At 68.6% G+C, this 14242-nt stretch carries 16 protein-coding genes and 3 tRNA genes; 3 read left to right on the forward strand and 16 right to left on the reverse strand.

Features of this window, described 5'->3' with window-relative positions:
- Nucleotides 1–13 precede the first annotated feature (13 nt).
- Nucleotides 14–1096, reverse strand: a complete 1083-nt coding sequence (locus BrevBR_RS14595) for an amino acid ABC transporter substrate-binding protein (protein WP_332639186.1) — start codon at nt 1094–1096, stop codon at nt 14–16.
- Nucleotides 1097–1212: 116 nt separating this feature from the next.
- Between BrevBR_RS14595 and metC the strand changes: the two genes are divergently transcribed.
- The gene (gene metC / locus BrevBR_RS14600) at nt 1213–2385 is read left to right on the forward strand and encodes a cystathionine beta-lyase (RefSeq protein WP_332639184.1); all 1173 of its coding nucleotides are present in this window, start codon (nt 1213–1215) and stop codon (nt 2383–2385) included.
- On the opposite strand, the gene BrevBR_RS14605 is transcribed toward metC, so the two are convergent.
- From BrevBR_RS14605 to BrevBR_RS14660, 12 genes are all read right to left on the reverse strand, one after another.
- Nucleotides 2375–2842, reverse strand: a complete 468-nt coding sequence (locus BrevBR_RS14605) for a hypothetical protein (RefSeq protein WP_340001426.1) — start codon at nt 2840–2842, stop codon at nt 2375–2377. The two genes, metC and BrevBR_RS14605, sit on opposite strands and share 11 nt — an antisense overlap.
- A 30-nt stretch (nt 2843–2872) precedes the next feature.
- Nucleotides 2873–3643, reverse strand: coding sequence for an exodeoxyribonuclease III (locus BrevBR_RS14610; RefSeq protein WP_340001427.1), 771 nt, complete (start codon nt 3641–3643; stop codon nt 2873–2875).
- A gap of 37 nt (nt 3644–3680) precedes the next feature.
- Nucleotides 3681–3757, reverse strand: a tRNA-Arg gene (locus BrevBR_RS14615).
- A gap of 78 nt (nt 3758–3835) precedes the next feature.
- The gene (locus BrevBR_RS14620; RefSeq protein WP_340001428.1) at nt 3836–4141 is read right to left on the reverse strand and encodes an ETC complex I subunit; all 306 of its coding nucleotides are present in this window, start codon (nt 4139–4141) and stop codon (nt 3836–3838) included.
- 149 nt (nt 4142–4290) lie between these two features.
- Nucleotides 4291–4367: transfer RNA gene (locus BrevBR_RS14625), tRNA-Pro, on the reverse strand.
- Between the two features lie 77 nt (nt 4368–4444).
- Complete coding sequence (locus BrevBR_RS14630) at nt 4445–4915, reverse strand: DUF192 domain-containing protein (protein ID WP_332639174.1); 471 nt, start codon at nt 4913–4915, stop codon at nt 4445–4447.
- 30 nt (nt 4916–4945) lie between these two features.
- Nucleotides 4946–5515 carry a cold-shock protein gene (locus BrevBR_RS14635; RefSeq protein ID WP_340001429.1) on the reverse strand — a complete coding sequence of 190 codons (570 nt, stop codon included), beginning with the start codon at nt 5513–5515 and terminating at the stop codon, nt 4946–4948.
- Nucleotides 5516–5624: 109 nt separating this feature from the next.
- Nucleotides 5625–6041 (reverse strand): response regulator, encoded by a 417-nt coding sequence (locus tag BrevBR_RS14640; RefSeq protein WP_340001466.1) that lies wholly within the window; start codon nt 6039–6041, stop codon nt 5625–5627.
- Nucleotides 6042–6152: 111 nt separating this feature from the next.
- A tRNA-Glu gene (locus tag BrevBR_RS14645) sits at nt 6153–6227 on the reverse strand.
- 85 nt (nt 6228–6312) lie between these two features.
- Nucleotides 6313–8115 carry a single-stranded-DNA-specific exonuclease RecJ gene (recJ, locus tag BrevBR_RS14650; RefSeq protein ID WP_340001430.1) on the reverse strand — a complete coding sequence of 601 codons (1803 nt, stop codon included), beginning with the start codon at nt 8113–8115 and terminating at the stop codon, nt 6313–6315.
- Nucleotides 8115–9071, reverse strand: coding sequence for a class II fructose-bisphosphatase (glpX, locus tag BrevBR_RS14655; protein ID WP_332639169.1), 957 nt, complete (start codon nt 9069–9071; stop codon nt 8115–8117). Before glpX ends, recJ begins: the two co-directional genes overlap by 1 nt.
- A gap of 64 nt (nt 9072–9135) precedes the next feature.
- Nucleotides 9136–9606 (reverse strand): hypothetical protein, encoded by a 471-nt coding sequence (locus BrevBR_RS14660; RefSeq protein WP_332639167.1) that lies wholly within the window; start codon nt 9604–9606, stop codon nt 9136–9138.
- 75 nt (nt 9607–9681) lie between these two features.
- Between BrevBR_RS14660 and phaC the strand changes: the two genes are divergently transcribed.
- Both phaC and BrevBR_RS14670 read left to right on the forward strand, forming a co-directional pair.
- On the forward strand, nt 9682–11640 hold the full coding sequence (gene phaC / locus BrevBR_RS14665) for a class I poly(R)-hydroxyalkanoic acid synthase (protein WP_340001431.1): 1959 nt from the start codon (nt 9682–9684) through the stop codon (nt 11638–11640).
- On the forward strand, nt 11637–12020 hold the full coding sequence (locus BrevBR_RS14670) for a hypothetical protein (RefSeq protein ID WP_340001432.1): 384 nt from the start codon (nt 11637–11639) through the stop codon (nt 12018–12020). Before phaC ends, BrevBR_RS14670 begins: the two co-directional genes overlap by 4 nt.
- On the opposite strand, the gene msrB is transcribed toward BrevBR_RS14670, so the two are convergent.
- From msrB to rpsI, 3 genes are all read right to left on the reverse strand, one after another.
- Complete coding sequence (gene msrB / locus BrevBR_RS14675; protein WP_340001433.1) at nt 12008–12505, reverse strand: peptide-methionine (R)-S-oxide reductase MsrB; 498 nt, start codon at nt 12503–12505, stop codon at nt 12008–12010. The two genes, BrevBR_RS14670 and msrB, sit on opposite strands and share 13 nt — an antisense overlap.
- A gap of 195 nt (nt 12506–12700) precedes the next feature.
- The gene (gene argC / locus BrevBR_RS14680) at nt 12701–13648 is read right to left on the reverse strand and encodes an N-acetyl-gamma-glutamyl-phosphate reductase (RefSeq protein ID WP_340001434.1); all 948 of its coding nucleotides are present in this window, start codon (nt 13646–13648) and stop codon (nt 12701–12703) included.
- 68 nt (nt 13649–13716) lie between these two features.
- On the reverse strand, nt 13717–14241 hold the full coding sequence (gene rpsI, locus BrevBR_RS14685; RefSeq protein WP_442881304.1) for a 30S ribosomal protein S9: 525 nt from the start codon (nt 14239–14241) through the stop codon (nt 13717–13719).
- Between the last annotated feature and the right edge of the window lies 1 nt (nt 14242).

Raw genomic sequence — 14242 nt, forward strand, 5'->3', positions numbered from 1 at the left:
CCGGCCGATGTCGTTATCTGAAAGGCAGGGCGTAGATCAGTCCGCCCTGCGTTGCGTTCCATTGTGCGTTAAGCCCGCGCGTCAGGTCGAGCGATGAATCCGTCCCGACATTGCGCGTGAAGATTTCCCCGTAATTTCCCTCGGCTTCGATCGCCGACTTCGCCCAATCCCGGCTCAATCCCATCATGGCCCCGAAGTCGCCTTCGGTCCCCAGCAGGCGGCGGACACGGGGATCACGCGAATCCTCCGCCATGTCGCTGGCGTTGTCCTGCGTCACGCCCAGCTCTTCGGCGAGGATCAGCGCGTTCAGGGTCCAGCGCACGATCGACGTCCAGGCCTCGTCCCCGCGTTTGACCGCCGGCCCCAGCGGCTCCTTGGAAATGACGTCGGGCAGGATCGCGTGCTGCTCGGGATTCGACATGGTGGTGCGGGCCGCCGCCAGCGCTGAAATGTCCGCGCTGAAGGCGTCGCAGTCCTCACGCCCGTAGGCGGCGCGCGCCGCCTCCTCGTTTGCAGTGACCACGGGCGTGTATTCCAGTCCCCGCGACCGGAACCAGTCGGCGACGTTCAGCTCCGAGGTCGAGGCCCGCTGCACGCAGATTCGCGCACCGTTCAGCTCGGCCGCGCTGGCCAGGTCAAGCGACCGCCGCACCAGGAAGCCCTGACCGTCGTAATAGTTGATGCCGGCGAACCGCACACCCTCGCGGGCTTCGCGGGCCAGCGTCCAGGAGGTGGAACGCCACAACACGTCGATCCGCCCGCTGCGCAGCGCCTCGAAGCGCTGGCTGCTGGTCAGGGGGACAAACCGCACCGCATTGGCGTCGCCCAGCACGGCCGCGGCAAGGGCATGGCAGAAGTCGGCGTCGAAGCCGCGCCACTGGCCCCGGTTATCGGTATAGGCGAAGCCGACCAGCCCCTCGTGCACGCCGCAGTTCAGCCGGCCGCGGCGTTTGATCGCCGCCAGCGTCGGACTGGCGAATTCGGGGGCGGCGGTGTTCGTCGAGGCGCCGGCGTCCGCGGTGTCGTCGGCCTGCCTGTCGCCCCGGCCGCAGGCGGCAAGCGTCAGCACTGCGACTGCGATCGCTGCCGTCGCCATTCGGCGGGCCGTCAAACCTGCACTCATACCGCCTCGCCGAAGTCTCTCAGACCTTGCGCCCCGCCCCGCTTTAGAGGCCTTTGGAGGCCGATCTGCAACCCTTCCCCCGGCCCCGAATGTCCGACCGCAGCGACCGCACCCGACTGATCGCCTCCGCCACCCGGCGCGGCCGTGGCCGCCGCGCGGTCGCCCCGCCGGTCGATCGGGCCTCGACCCTGCTGAATGACGCGCCCGCGGAAATGCGCGACGCAAGCCTCGGCCCCGTCTACGGCATCGAGGACCTCAGCGCGGCCCGGGAGCTTCGCGCGGCCCTGGCCGACCTCGAAGGCGGGACCGACGCCTTCCTCGTCCCCTCGGGCCTGGCCGCCGCCACCGTGCCCCTGACCGCTCTCCTTCGTCCCGGCGACGAGGTGGTGACCACCGACGCCCTCTACGGGCCCACCCGCCGCTTCCTGATGCGTCACATGAAGGCGCGCGACGTCACGACAGTCTTCCACGCGCCGGGTGCCTCCACCGACGACATCCTCGCCTGCCTGACCGACCGGACCCGCGTCCTGCTGATCGAATCGCCCGGATCGCTGACCTTCGAGATGCTGGACGTTCCCGCTCTCGCCGCCGCCTGCCGCGCCCGGGGCGTGCGCACCGTCATGGACAACACCTGGGCGGCCGGCCTGGCCTTCCGGCCCCTCGCCCATGGCGTCGACGTCAGCGTTCAGGCGGTGACCAAATATGTCGGCGGCCATTCCGATCTGCTCATGGGTTCCATAGCCGTCGCGGAGGCCGCCGTGGGCCGCGCCATCCATGAAACCATCGAGGATCTCGGCTGGCGCGTCTCCGCCGACGACGCCTGGCTGGCCCTGCGCGGCGCCCGCACCCTGCCTCTGCGCTACGAGGAGCAGGCCCGCTCGGCGATGACCGTCGCGACCTGGCTCCAGTCCCGGCCCGAGGTCGCCCGCATCCTCTATCCCGCCCTGCCCGGTTCGGTCGGTCACGACCTCTGGCGCCGCGACTACGCCGGCGCCGCCTCCCTGTTCGGCGTCGTCATGCAGGGCGGCGACGAGGCTTCGGCCCACGCGCTGATGTCGGCGCTGGAGCTGTTCGGACTTGGCTATTCCTGGGGCGGGTTCGAAAGCCTGATCACCCATGAGACCGGCCAGCTGTCCGGCCGCCGCGATCCCCCCACGCTGCCCGGCCAGTTGCTGCGTCTCCACGTAGGCTTGGAAGCGCCCGCCGACCTGATCGCAGACCTCGAAGCCGGTCTCGCCGCCTGGCGGGCCGCTACCCGCTGACCCTGGTCCGCGCAGCCTTCAGCTTCGCTTTCAGCGCGTCCCGCGCTTTCGACTGACGTTTCTCCAGCGCCTTCGCCTCCTGCTCCAGCCCGGCCCGCCGCGCCTCCAGCGCCGCGATCTCCCCCGCCTGCGCCGCGTCCAGTTCCGCCAGCTCCTCCTCCAGCAACTCCACCCGGGCCACATCCTTCGCGCTCGGCCCGCGCTTCTTCTCCGCCTTCGGCGCCCTGGTCTTCTCCACCTTGCCGATATCGACCGACAGCCCGCGTTCGATCAGTTCGCCGGGCGCCTTGAGTGCGGCCTCGCGGTCCGGACCGTCGGGGGCCTCGACAGCCGCGCCGTCCTCGAACAGGTCCCGCTTCACGCCCCAGGCTTCCAGCGCCCTGGCGCGCGAGGTCGTCGCCACGGTCCAGGAGTGGAAGCCGTCGGAATAGCAGAAGACCTTCAGAGCACGCGCCATACATCCTCAACGGCCAAGCTCGACCCCGGTTCAGTCCAGTACGATCCACGTCGGCGCATGATCGCTGGCCCGTGCGCGCCCGCGCACCTCGCGATCCACCCCCGCGTCGCTGAGCCGGGCCGCCACGCCCGGGCTCAGCAGCAGGTGGTCGATCCGCAGTCCCGCATCCCGCTCCCACGCCTGCCGGAAATACTGCCAGAAGGTCCAGGGTGGAGGATCATGAGGAAACCGTTCGCGGATCGCGTCGGTCCAGCCCTGCTCCAGCAGCCTCGCAAACGCCGCCCGGCTCTCGGGCTGCAGCAGGGCGTCCTTCTTCCACGAGCGGCTGTTGTAGATGTCCGCCTCGGTCGGCACGACATTGTAGTCGCCCGCCAGCACCACCGGGGCTCCGCTGGCCAGCAGCTCCCCGGCATGGGCGATCAGCCGCTCGAACCAGGCCAGCTTGTAGTCGAACTTCGGCCCCGGTTGCGGATTGCCGTTGGGCAGATATAGGGACGCGATCAGCACCCCGTCCACCGCCGCCTCGATATAGCGGCTCTGGACGTCCTTCTCGTCGCCCGGCAGGCCGCGCCGCGTCACCACCGGCTCTTCCCGTGACAGGATGGCCACGCCGTTCCAGCGATGCTCGCCCTTCCACACGGCGTGATAGCCCGCGTCCCGGATCGCCTTCGCCGGAAATTGAGCGTCCGTCGCCTTCAGCTCCTGCAGGCAGGCCACGTCCGGCCGCGCCTCCTCCAGCCATTCCAGCAGGTTCGGCAGCCGGGTGTTGACGCCGTTGATGTTGAAGGTCGCGATCCGCATCGCCCCTCAATGCGCGGGTGACCCTGCGGTTCAGGGATGGCGCGCCCAGCAGGACTCGAACCTGCAACCGTCCGCTTAGAAGGCGGGTGCTCTATCCGGTTGAGCTATGGGCGCCCGGTCGGGTCCGGCTCAAGTAGCGCGAAGCGCGATAGCCGAACAGGGATGCGCGAAGCGCGATAGCCGCAACAAGAATCAATGCGTCCAGGGCTGCTTGCGGAAGGTGGCGAAATTGTCGGCGTAGGCTTTCAGGATCACCGGCGGATCCTGCGGCTCGTGCAGACGGAACGGAATGCCGTGCCGCTCGGCGTAGGCCACCGCTTCCTCGGCCGAATCGAAGGTCAGACGAACCTGGCCGTTCATGTCGGAGGAACTGGTCCAGCCCATCAGGGGATCGATGGTCCGCGCCGAGGCCGGCTCGAACTCCAGACGCCACTCTTTCGCCGAAGCCTTGCCGGACTGCATCGCGGTCTTGGCGGGGCGGTAGATGCGGGCGAGCATGGAATGACTCTCATCTGGCGAGGCGACAACGCCTCATACACTGCCTGCCGGCGCGCTCAAGCAGCGAGCCGCCGCGCGGCGATCGATAGCGCGCAAAAATGCTGCTCAAGGACCGAGCGACCGCGTCGCAAGCGATAGCGCCCTCAAAATGGTCGGAGTGAGAGGATTCGAACCTCCGACCCTCTGGTCCCAAACCAGATGCGCTACCAGGCTGCGCTACACTCCGGCGGCGGGATTTGACACACTCGGCCCCGCGCCGCAACGCGCCCGGCGGACTTATTCCGCGAAGAAGGCCCCGCGGACTTATTCCGCGAAGAAGGGATGGCGCACCTTGTCGCCCGGCTTCGCCCCGATCTCGTCGGCGCGGCCGGCGCGCAGTTCCAGAACGCCGCTGGCCGGACCGTTCGAAGGAATGATCGCCTCTGACTGGGGCGTGGCGTTCCTGGCAATCGAGACGATCCGTCCGCGCGGGTCGATATAGATAATGTCCAGCGGGCTGGGCGTGTTGCGCATCCAGAAGCCCCGCTCGGCCACGTCCGGGAACTGGAACAGCATGCCGCGGTCGTCGGCCAGAGGATCGCGGAACATCAGGCCGCGCTGGCGCTCGGCCTCGTCATCGGCGATCTCGACCATGAATTTGTGCTCGCCCGTCGAGGTCGTGATGGTCAGGGCTTCAAGCGGATTGCCGTTGGCGTCTTTCGGCGTGCCGGCTCCCGCGCAGGCGGCCAGCAGCAGGGCGGCGGACAGGACGGCCAGAATTCCACGACGTAGCATCACGCATCCACCCTTATCGGGGCGGATCGATCATCCGCCCGGTCTGATTTCCGCGACCACCAGACCCTTGGGGCCCTCGGCGAACCGCACCGCGACCGTTTCGCCCGGGAGGAGATCATCCAGCCCACAGCGCCGCAAGGTCTCGACATGGACGAAGATATCGCCCGGCGCGCCGTCGCGCACCACGAATCCGTATCCCTTGGTGCGATTGAACCATTTGACGACCGCCATCTCCATCGGGCCGGCTGATCCGGTCTCGCCGTCGGCGATCCTCGCCGCCTCATGCTGCCGCAGCCCGTCATAGCCTGTGCGTTTCGGCGCGGGGGCCAGGTCCGGGTCTCCCTCGCCCAGTTCATGGACTTCCGTGACCTGCCAGCCCTTGGGCCGACGCGCGCAATCGCAGGTGATGGGAGCCCCTTCAGGCGCCGTGTCCCGCCCGCTGTCGCGCAGGCTGGAGACGTGCAGAAGGACGTCCTTCATGTCGGTCAGGCTGGGATCGTCAGGCACAATGAAGCCGTATCCCTTGCCGGGATCGAACCACTTCACCCGGCCAGCGATGCGCACCGCCTCGACCGTCCCAACGCCCTCGTAGTCAGACACAGCCTTCCCCCTGCCCGCGACCCTTGCGGACGGCGCTTATTTAACACGGTTCTGTGAAGCTCGGAAAAGCAAAAAACGTCGGTTTTCGCCATATTGGCGAAGAGTCCTGTCAGGGCGGGCTTTCGGCCGCCTCCAGAAGGGCGTGAATCTTCTGCGTCAACTCCGGTGCGCGGTAGGGCTTTCCGATCAGGTCCAGCCCGTGACCGTTGGCGCGATCGCCCCATCCCGTCGTCAGAAGCACCGGGACTCCCGGTTGCAGCCGGCGCACCTCGGCCGCAAGGGCCACCCCGTCCATGACGCCCGGCATGACGATGTCGGTGAACAGCAGGTCGAATCCAAGCCCTTCCCTGATCATCGCCAGGGCCTCGCCTGCGTCGGCGGCCCGATGGACCTCGAACCCGGCTTCCTCCAGCAGGGTCGCCCCCATCAGCCGGACGTCGGCATTGTCCTCGACCATCAGGATGGACGCGCGGGCGCTGTCGGCGGGCAGGCTAAGCGAGGGGGCGGGGGCGATATCTTCGCACATTTCGATCAACCGGGCTTCCCCATCGCCCGCACGCCGGACACGGGTTCAACGCGCCAGAGCATGAAAGGCTCGGCGTCGCGGCGCGGATGGCGAAAAAGGGGAAGCTCCGCGTGGCAGTCCCTAGGGGAGTCGAACCCCTCTTTTCAGGTTGAAAACCTGACGTCCTAACCGATAGACGAAGGGACCGCTGCGCGGAGAGCGGGCGATATAGCCGCCGATTCCGGACGGTGCAACCCTGTCCGCCCCCTTTTTCCGTCGCGGCGCAAAGGGCTTACGCCATCCGCGGATCGGCCACGTCCTCGATCTCGAATTGGACGCCCTTGCGGCCGTTCCAGTCGTCGGCCTTCAGCCGCCCGACCACGCTCAGCCCGCCCTGCCCCGACAGCAGCGACTGGCCGCCCGGCAGGTCGGCGCAGCGCCAGGCGATGGCCTTGACCGAGGCTCCGTCCGCCCCGACCAGCCGGCAGCGTACATGACCCCCGTTCATGGCCACGGCGTCGCGCACCGCCACATGCTCAAGCGCGAACAGCGGCTCGGGATTGGCGGGGCCGAACGGCGCCAACTGCTCGAACTGTTCGAACAGCCCCCGCGTCGCCGCGCCCGGATCGATCAGGGCGTCGATCTCGACCACGTCCAGCGCGTCCGCCGCCGCCTGCTCGCCCGCCATCCGCTCGTTCAGAAAATCCTTCAACCGTCCGATATCGTCAGCGCGCACGGTCAACCCGGCCGCCATGGCGTGCCCGCCTCCGGCCATCAGCACGCCGCTCTCCCAGGCGGCCTGCACCGCCCTGCCCAGGTTCATGCCGGGCTGCGAGCGGCCCGAGCCCTTGCCGACGCCGTTCACCGCGTCGACGCCGATCACCACCACCGGCTTCCGCCAGCGCTCGCGCAGACGCCCGGCCACGATGCCGACCACCCCCGGATGCCAGTCGTCACCCTCGATCACCACCACGGCCGAACCGTCGGCGTGAGCGCCGGTGGCCTCGACTATGCGCGTCGCCTGATCGGTCACCTGTTTCTCGACCTCGCGCCGGGCGATGTTCAGCGCGTCCAGCTCCTGCGCCAGCGCGGCCGCCTCAGCGGGATCATCGGTCGACAGCAGGCGCGCGCCCAGGTCCGACCTGCCGATCCGCCCGCCCGCATTGATGCGCGGCCCCAGAATAAAGCCCGCATGGTTCGACTTGGCCGGCCCCGGCTCGGCCCCGGCCGCGGCCAGCAGCGCCCGCAGGCCGGGGTTGCCCCATTCCGACATCCTCCGCAGCCCCAGGCTGGTCAGGGCCCGGTTGAACCCCGTCAGGCCGGTGACGTCGCAGATCGCCCCCATGGCCGCCAGATCCAGCCACTGGCGGATGTCCGGCTCCCTGATGTCGGCGAACATCCCGCGCCGTCGCGCCTCGCGGTTCAGCGCCGCCAGCAGCACGAACACCACCCCCGCCGCCGCCAGATTGCCCTGCCCCGAATTGCAGCCCGGCCGGTTCGGATTGACCACGGCGGCGCAGACCGGCGGATGCTCGCGCATCATGTGGTGGTCGATGACCACCACCTTCAGCCCGATCCCGGCCGCATGGGCGACCGCCTCATTGGCCGCCGCGCCGCAGTCGACGGTGATGACCAGGTCGGCGCCCGAGGCCTTCAGCGTGTCGAAGGCGCGGGCGCTGGGGCCGTACCCCTCGGTCATCCGGTCCGGCACATAGATCGGCAGGTCCGCGCCCATGGCCCGGAACCAGCGCACCAGCAGGGCCGCGCTCGAGGCGCCGTCGACATCATAGTCGGCGAAGACATGGATCGAGGCCCGCGCCTGCAGCGCGTCCAGGATCGCCTCGGCCGCCGCATCCATGTCCATAAAGCTGGAGGGGTCTGGGAACAGCGCCTTCAGCGTCGGCTGAAGGAAGTCCGCGCCCTGATCGGCGCGCACGCCCCGCGCCGCCAGCGCCCGAGCCAGCGGCTCTTCCAGACCAAGCGCCTGCATATGCGACCGGATCAGCCCCGCCTCGGCGGGCCTCTGCCGCCAGGCGCGGCCGGACAGGGAGCGGGACACGCCCAGAAACGCAGGCGCGCCGGTCCCGTCGGCCATCAGAGGGGCCGGATCGTGCGGATGCGCTGGACCGTGCGGGTCGAGGAATCCATCACCAGCGTATGGGTCGAGACGAAGCCGTCGGCGACCTTGACCCCGTCCAGCATCGCCCCCTTGGTCACCCCCGTGGCGGCGAAGATGGCGTCCTTCGACACCAGTTCATGCAGATCGTATTTGCGGTCGAAATCGGTCACGCCGGTCTTTTCGGCGCGGCCTCGCTCAACATCGTTGCGGAAGATCAGCCGGCCCTGAAAGTGGCCGCCGACGCATTTCAGCGCCGACGCCGCCAGCACCCCTTCCGGCGCTCCGCCCGAGCCCAGATACAGGTCGATGCCCGTCTCGGGCTCGGCCGTGTGGATCACGCCCGCCACGTCGCCGTCGGTGATCAGCAGCACCCGCGCCCCGACCTCGCGCAGGGCGGCGATCAGTTCGGCGTGGCGTGGCCGGTCCATGACGCAGACGGTGATGTCTTCCGGCTTCACCCCCTTGGCCGAGGCCAGGGAGCGGACATTGTCCTGGGGCTTCATGTCCAGATCGACCGTGCCCGGCGCGAAGCCGGGGCCGATGGCGATCTTGTCCATATAGGTGTCGGGCGCGTGCAGCATGCCGCCGCCCGGAGACATCGACAGCACGCACAGGGCATTGGCCATGGCCTTGGCCGTCAGGGTCGTGCCTTCCAGCGGATCGAGCGCGATATCGATGGCCGGGCCTTTGCCGGTGCCGACCTTTTCGCCAATGTACAGCATCGGGGCCTCGTCGCGCTCGCCCTCGCCGATCACGATCTTGCCGTCGATATCGAGGCTGTTCAGCGCCGTGCGCATGGCGTCCACGGCCAGCTGGTCAGCCTGTTTCTCGTCGCCGCGGCCGATCTGGGCGTAGCTGGCGATGGCGGCCAGTTCGGTCACCCGGGCGGCGTCGGCGGCGAGCGTGGATGCATAGGGAGCCGAAGCGGCCATGAGCGTTCTCCTGAGACGATGATTCCCGGATTCTGCCGTCCGGGCGACTGTTCTGTTGGGCAGACTACTGGACCGGGCGGCGATCGACCGGCGGGGGCGCGCGGCCGCGTTCGCGGGTGCGGGCGACGAAGGCGTCCAGTTCGGCCTGGGTCTCGGCCGTCACCGGGGCTACGGGAACCGCGTTGACGCGCGCCTGCACCTCGGCGGCGAAGGCGGCGGGGTCGCCCGTCTCCTGCCAGTCGATGCGCGAGACCTCGCCGGCCAGCCCGCCGGCGGTCACGTGCAGCGTATTGACCTGGGCCGCGATCGCGACCGGGGCCGGCAGCGGCTCGGTCACCTTGGGGAAATCCTCCCAGCGCGGATATTCGCGATTCGCATCGACCAGGGCCTGCACGCGCGGCGCGACGGGCGAACTGGCGTCCGTGACGGGGTCGAAGGCGCTGGTCACGCAGGCCGTCAGCCCGCCCGTCAGCAGGACCGCCGCCGTCAACGCTGCGATTTTCCGGATTGGCGCGTTCATATCAGGGGCGGTCATATGCCATGATCGTGACAGGCGGAAGGGCGCGCGGCCCTTGCGACCCATCCAGACGACATCCGGAGCCTCTACCGCATGGCCAAGCGTCCGACCCCTCCGCCCGCCGACGCCGCTCCGCGTGCGCCGCGCAAGTCCGGCCGGCCGACCTCGGCCAAGCCGCCTCGCCCCCGCGCCGCCAAGGCTGTTCCGCCGCCTGAACCGAAGCCGGAACCCGCGTCCCGGCCTGAAACTGCGGCCCAGACCGGCGCCGCCTTCGCCTTCCCCGGCGAGGACCAGCGCCAGATGCTCGAAACCCTGTCCATGAACCTGGCCAGGGCGGCCATGACGGCCCAGTCCGCCATCGCCGAAGCCGCCCTGTCGCAGGCCGACCGCCCCGCCGCCCTGTCGCCTGATCCGTTCAACGTCGGCCCGGCCATGAACTCGGTCATGACCAGCCTGATCTCGCGCCCCGACAAGCTGTTCGCCGCCCAGGCCGATCTGTTCAACCGCTACATGGACCTGTGGGCCTCCACGACCCGCCGCGCCGCGGGCGAGGAGACCCCGGCGGCCCCCTCGAAGGACAAGCGGTTCAAGGACCCGGCCTGGTCCGAAAATCCCGCCTTCGACGCCATGCGCCAGTCCTATCTGATCACCTCCGACTGGATGAACGGCCTGGTCTCCAGCGTCGAGGACGTCGACCCGCTGACCCGGCGCCGGGCCGAATTCTTCACCAAACTCCTGACCGACGCCTTCTCCCCCTCCAACTTCCTCGCCTCCAATCCCGCCGCCCTGAAGGCCCTGGCCGAGACCAACGGCGAATCGCTCGTGAAGGGGATGCAGAATTTCGCCGCCGACATGGAGCGCGGCGCCGGCAAGCTGAAGATCAGCCAGGCCGACTACGGCAAGTTCGAGGTGGGCGTGAACGTCGCCACCGCCCCCGGCCAGGTGGTCTGGCGCGACGAGCTGTTCGAACTGATCCAGTTCGACTCCGCCACGGAGAAGCAGCGCGAGATTCCCCTGCTGATCTTCCCGCCCTGGATCAACAAATACTACATCCTCGACCTCCAGCCGGAGAACTCGATGATCCGCTGGCTGTCCGGCCAGGGCTTCACCGTCTTCGTCTGCTCCTGGGTCAATCCGGACGTCGACAAGGCCGGATTCGGCTTCGACGACTATCTGCAAAAGGGCGTCTACCGCTGCATCGAAAAGGCGCTGGAGCAGTCGCAGGCCGGGCACATCAACACCGTCGGCTACTGCATCGGCGGCACATTGATGGGCGCCGCCCTGGCTCATATGGCGGCCAACAACGACACCCGCGTCACGGCCAACACCTTCTTCGCCGCCCAGCACGACTTCGCCGAGGCCGGCGACCTGCTGCTGTTCACCGACGAGCACTGGCTGAACGAGATCGAGCAGCAGATGGACGCGGCCGGCGGCGTCCTGCCCGGCGCGGCCATGGCCGAGACGTTCAACGCCCTGCGCGCCAACGACCTGATCTGGTCGTTCTTCGTGTCCAACTATCTGATGGGCAAGTCGCCGCCGGCCTTCGACCTGCTGTTCTGGAACGCCGACCAGACCCGCATGCCGAAGAAGCTGCACATGGACTATCTGCGCTCCATGTACGGCCAGAACCGGCTGGCGCGGGGCGAGTTCACCATCGGCGGCGTCAAGGTCGACCTGTCGAAGGTGACCATCCCGCTGTATTTCCAGGCCAGCCGCGAGGACCATATCGCGCCGATGAACTCGGTCTACCGCTCCGCCCGCGCCTTCTCGGGCGCCGACGTGACCCTGACCCTGGCCGGCTCGGGTCATATCGCCGGCGTGGTCAATCCGCCCTCGGCCCACAAATACCAGCACTGGACCAACCCCGACCTGCCCGCCACGCTCGGCGAATGGCAGGCGAAGGCGCAGGAGCATCCGGGCAGCTGGTGGAACCACTGGGCGGAATGGCTGCATGAGAAATCGGGCGGCTGGGTTCCCGCCCGCGATCCCAAAAAAGGCCCGCTTCCGCCCATAGAACCGGCGCCGGGGTCGTATGTGAAAGTGAAGTCTTGAAGCGTTTTGAGCCCAACCTGCTGCTGGCCATCACCACCGGCTGCGCCCTGCTGCTGGTCGTCATAACCACCATCCTCTACGGCCCGCCCGCCGCCCTGCTGCGCAATCCGCTGCTGGCCGTCATCTGCGCCGGCGGCTTCGTGCTGCTCAACCCGATGATGCTGCGGATGATGAAGATCGCGCCCCGCCCGCCGCTGATCCATCCCGACAGCCGGGGCGCGGCCGCCTGGGCCACGGTCTTCCCCATGCTGGTCATCGCCGCCGCCGCCGTGCCGGTCTTCCGGCCCGGACCCGACTACGGCCTGCTGGTCATCGTCGCCTCGGTCTGGTTCGGGGCCACGGTGGAGTCGGCGCTCAAGGCCCGCTCTCAGGCCGGCTGAAATTTCAGCGCCACGCCGTTGTTGCAATAGCGTTTTCCGGTCGGCCGCGGCCCGTCGTCGAAGATATGCCCCTGATGCCCCAGACAGCGGGCGCAGTGATACTCCGTACGCGGAAAGCCGATCTCGTAATCGGTCTTCGTGCCGATACTGGCGGCGATGACGTCATAGAAGCTGGGCCAGCCGGTGCCGCTGTCGTACTTCCACTGCGACCGGAACAGCGGCAGGTCGCAGCCGCGGCAGACGAAGGTCCCGCGCCGATGCTCGTCGTTCAGCGGACTGGTCCCCGGCCGCTCCGTCGCCGCATGGCGCAGGGTCTGATAGCTGGCCGCCGGCAGCCGCGCCCGCCACTGGGCGTCGGTCAGCCGCCGGAACGGCGAGTTCGCATACTGGCGCTCGGACGCATCGGCCGTCCCCGGCGAACAGGCTGACAGGGCGACCGCGCCGACGGTCAGGAGCAGATGGCGGCGGTTCAGGACTTGGGTCATGCGGGAGATACGTCAGGATGCGCGACGGAGTTTCAAGCACCCGCTCCCTTCTTGTCGTCATCCCGGCGAAGGCCGGGACCCAGCGGCGCCGAAGGCGACCTGTTCAGGCAGGGTGTCCGCGACAGTTTCGCGCTCTCGCGCGCCGCTGGGTTCCGGGTCTCCGCTGCGCTCCGCCCGGAATGACGAAAGGGAAAATCAGCTCAGCCCCATCCCCTCGTCCAGCCCCAGCATCAGGTTGAGGTTCTGCACCGCCGCCCCCGACGCCCCCTTGCCGAGGTTGTCCAGCAGCGCGATCAGCCGGACCTGTTCCCCGCCCCGGTCTCCGAACACATGCAGCCGCATCCGGTTGGTGCCGTTCAGCCCCTCCGGATCGATCCCCGTCATCGCCTCGGTCGTCTCCAGGTCGGCCACCTCGACGAAGCGGCAGCCCGCATAGGCCTCGGCCAGCGCGCCATGCACCACCTCGACCGACGGCGACGATGGCAGGGCCGACAGATGCAGCGGGACCTCGACCAGCATGCCCTGGAAATATCGCCCCACCGCGGGCGCGAACAGCACTCGCCGCTCCAGCCCGGTGTGCAGCGTCATCTCCGGCACGTGCTTGTGCTGCAGCGACAGGCCATAGGCGTGGAACGGCTCGGTCGTATGGGCCGAGCAGGTCTCGTCCTGATAGCGGATGATCATGTTCTTGCCGCCGCCGGAATAGCCCGAGACCGCATTGACCGTCACGGGCCAGCCAGCCGGCACGATCCCCGCCGACACCAGCGGCCGCACCAGCCCGATGAACCCCGTCGGATAACAGCCCGGGTTCGACACCCGCGTCGAACCCGCGATCTTCTCCCGCTGCCCCGGCGCCATCTCGGCGAAGCCGTAGGTCCAGGCCGGATCGACCCGATAGGCGGTCGAGGCGTCAATCACCCGCACCTTCGGATTGTCGATCATCGCCACCGCTTCCTTCGCGGCGTCATCGGGCAGGCACAGGATCACGGCGTCGGCGGCGTTCAGCGCCTCGCGCCGCGCCTCGACGTCGCGCCGCCGGTCGCCCAGCAGGATCAGTTCCAGATCGCCGCGCGCCTCCAGCCGCTCGCGGATCTCCAGCCCCGTGGTCCCGGCCTCGCCGTCGATGAAGATGGTGTGGGTCACATGACCTCCAAAAGAAAAGGGCGCTCCGGTTTCCCGAAGCGCCCCCATCCATACCGTAATGAAACGGCCTAGCGCTTCGAGAACTGGAAGGACTTGCGGGCCTTGGCGCGGCCGTACTTCTTGCGCTCGACGACGCGGCTGTCGCGGGTCAGGAAGCCGTGCGGCTTCAGGACCGGGCGCAGCGCCGGCTCATAGTGGGTCAGGGCGTGCGACAGGCCGTGGCGGATCGCGCCGGCCTGGCCCGACAGGCCCGAGCCCTGCACGGTGCAGTCGACGTCGAACTGGGTCAGACGGTCGGTCACTTCCAGCGGCTGGGCGATCATCATGCGCAGGATTTCGCGGGCGAAATACTGCATCTGATCCTTGCCGTTGATGGTGATCTTGCCCGAGCCGGGCTTGATCCACACGCGGGCGATCGCGTTCTTGCGCTTGCCGGTCGAATAGGCGCGGCCCTGGGCGTCCAGCTTCTGGACATAGACCGGGTGCTCTTCGCCGGCGCCGGGGGTCTGCATGCCCTTCAGGGCGTCGAAGCCGGTCAGGGTTTCGGTCGGGGCGGTTTCCACGGCGGGCGTGTCAGCAGTCACGTCGGTCATG

It is taken from the genome of Brevundimonas sp. BR2-1, assembly GCF_037626195.1.
GTDB lineage: Bacteria > Pseudomonadota > Alphaproteobacteria > Caulobacterales > Caulobacteraceae > Brevundimonas.

Coding starts and splice junctions, on each gene's coding strand:
- BrevBR_RS14595 (WP_332639186.1), bottom strand. CDS start 1,096: ATGGCGACGGCAGCGATCGCAGTCGCAGTGCTGACGCTTGCCGCCTGC.
- metC (WP_332639184.1), top strand. CDS start 1,213: ATGTCCGACCGCAGCGACCGCACCCGACTGATCGCCTCCGCCACCCGG.
- BrevBR_RS14605 (WP_340001426.1), bottom strand. CDS start 2,842: ATGGCGCGTGCTCTGAAGGTCTTCTGCTATTCCGACGGCTTCCACTCC.
- BrevBR_RS14610 (WP_340001427.1), bottom strand. CDS start 3,643: ATGCGGATCGCGACCTTCAACATCAACGGCGTCAACACCCGGCTGCCG.
- BrevBR_RS14620 (WP_340001428.1), bottom strand. CDS start 4,141: ATGCTCGCCCGCATCTACCGCCCCGCCAAGACCGCGATGCAGTCCGGC.
- BrevBR_RS14630 (WP_332639174.1), bottom strand. CDS start 4,915: ATGCTACGTCGTGGAATTCTGGCCGTCCTGTCCGCCGCCCTGCTGCTG.
- BrevBR_RS14640 (WP_340001466.1), bottom strand. CDS start 6,041: ATGTGCGAAGATATCGCCCCCGCCCCCTCGCTTAGCCTGCCCGCCGAC.
- recJ (WP_340001430.1), bottom strand. CDS start 8,115: ATGGCCGACGGGACCGGCGCGCCTGCGTTTCTGGGCGTGTCCCGCTCC.
- glpX (WP_332639169.1), bottom strand. CDS start 9,071: ATGGCCGCTTCGGCTCCCTATGCATCCACGCTCGCCGCCGACGCCGCC.
- BrevBR_RS14660 (WP_332639167.1), bottom strand. CDS start 9,606: ATGACCGCCCCTGATATGAACGCGCCAATCCGGAAAATCGCAGCGTTG.
- phaC (WP_340001431.1), top strand. CDS start 9,682: ATGGCCAAGCGTCCGACCCCTCCGCCCGCCGACGCCGCTCCGCGTGCG.
- msrB (WP_340001433.1), bottom strand. CDS start 12,505: ATGACCCAAGTCCTGAACCGCCGCCATCTGCTCCTGACCGTCGGCGCG.
- rpsI (WP_442881304.1), bottom strand. CDS start 14,241: ATGACCGACGTGACTGCTGACACGCCCGCCGTGGAAACCGCCCCGACC.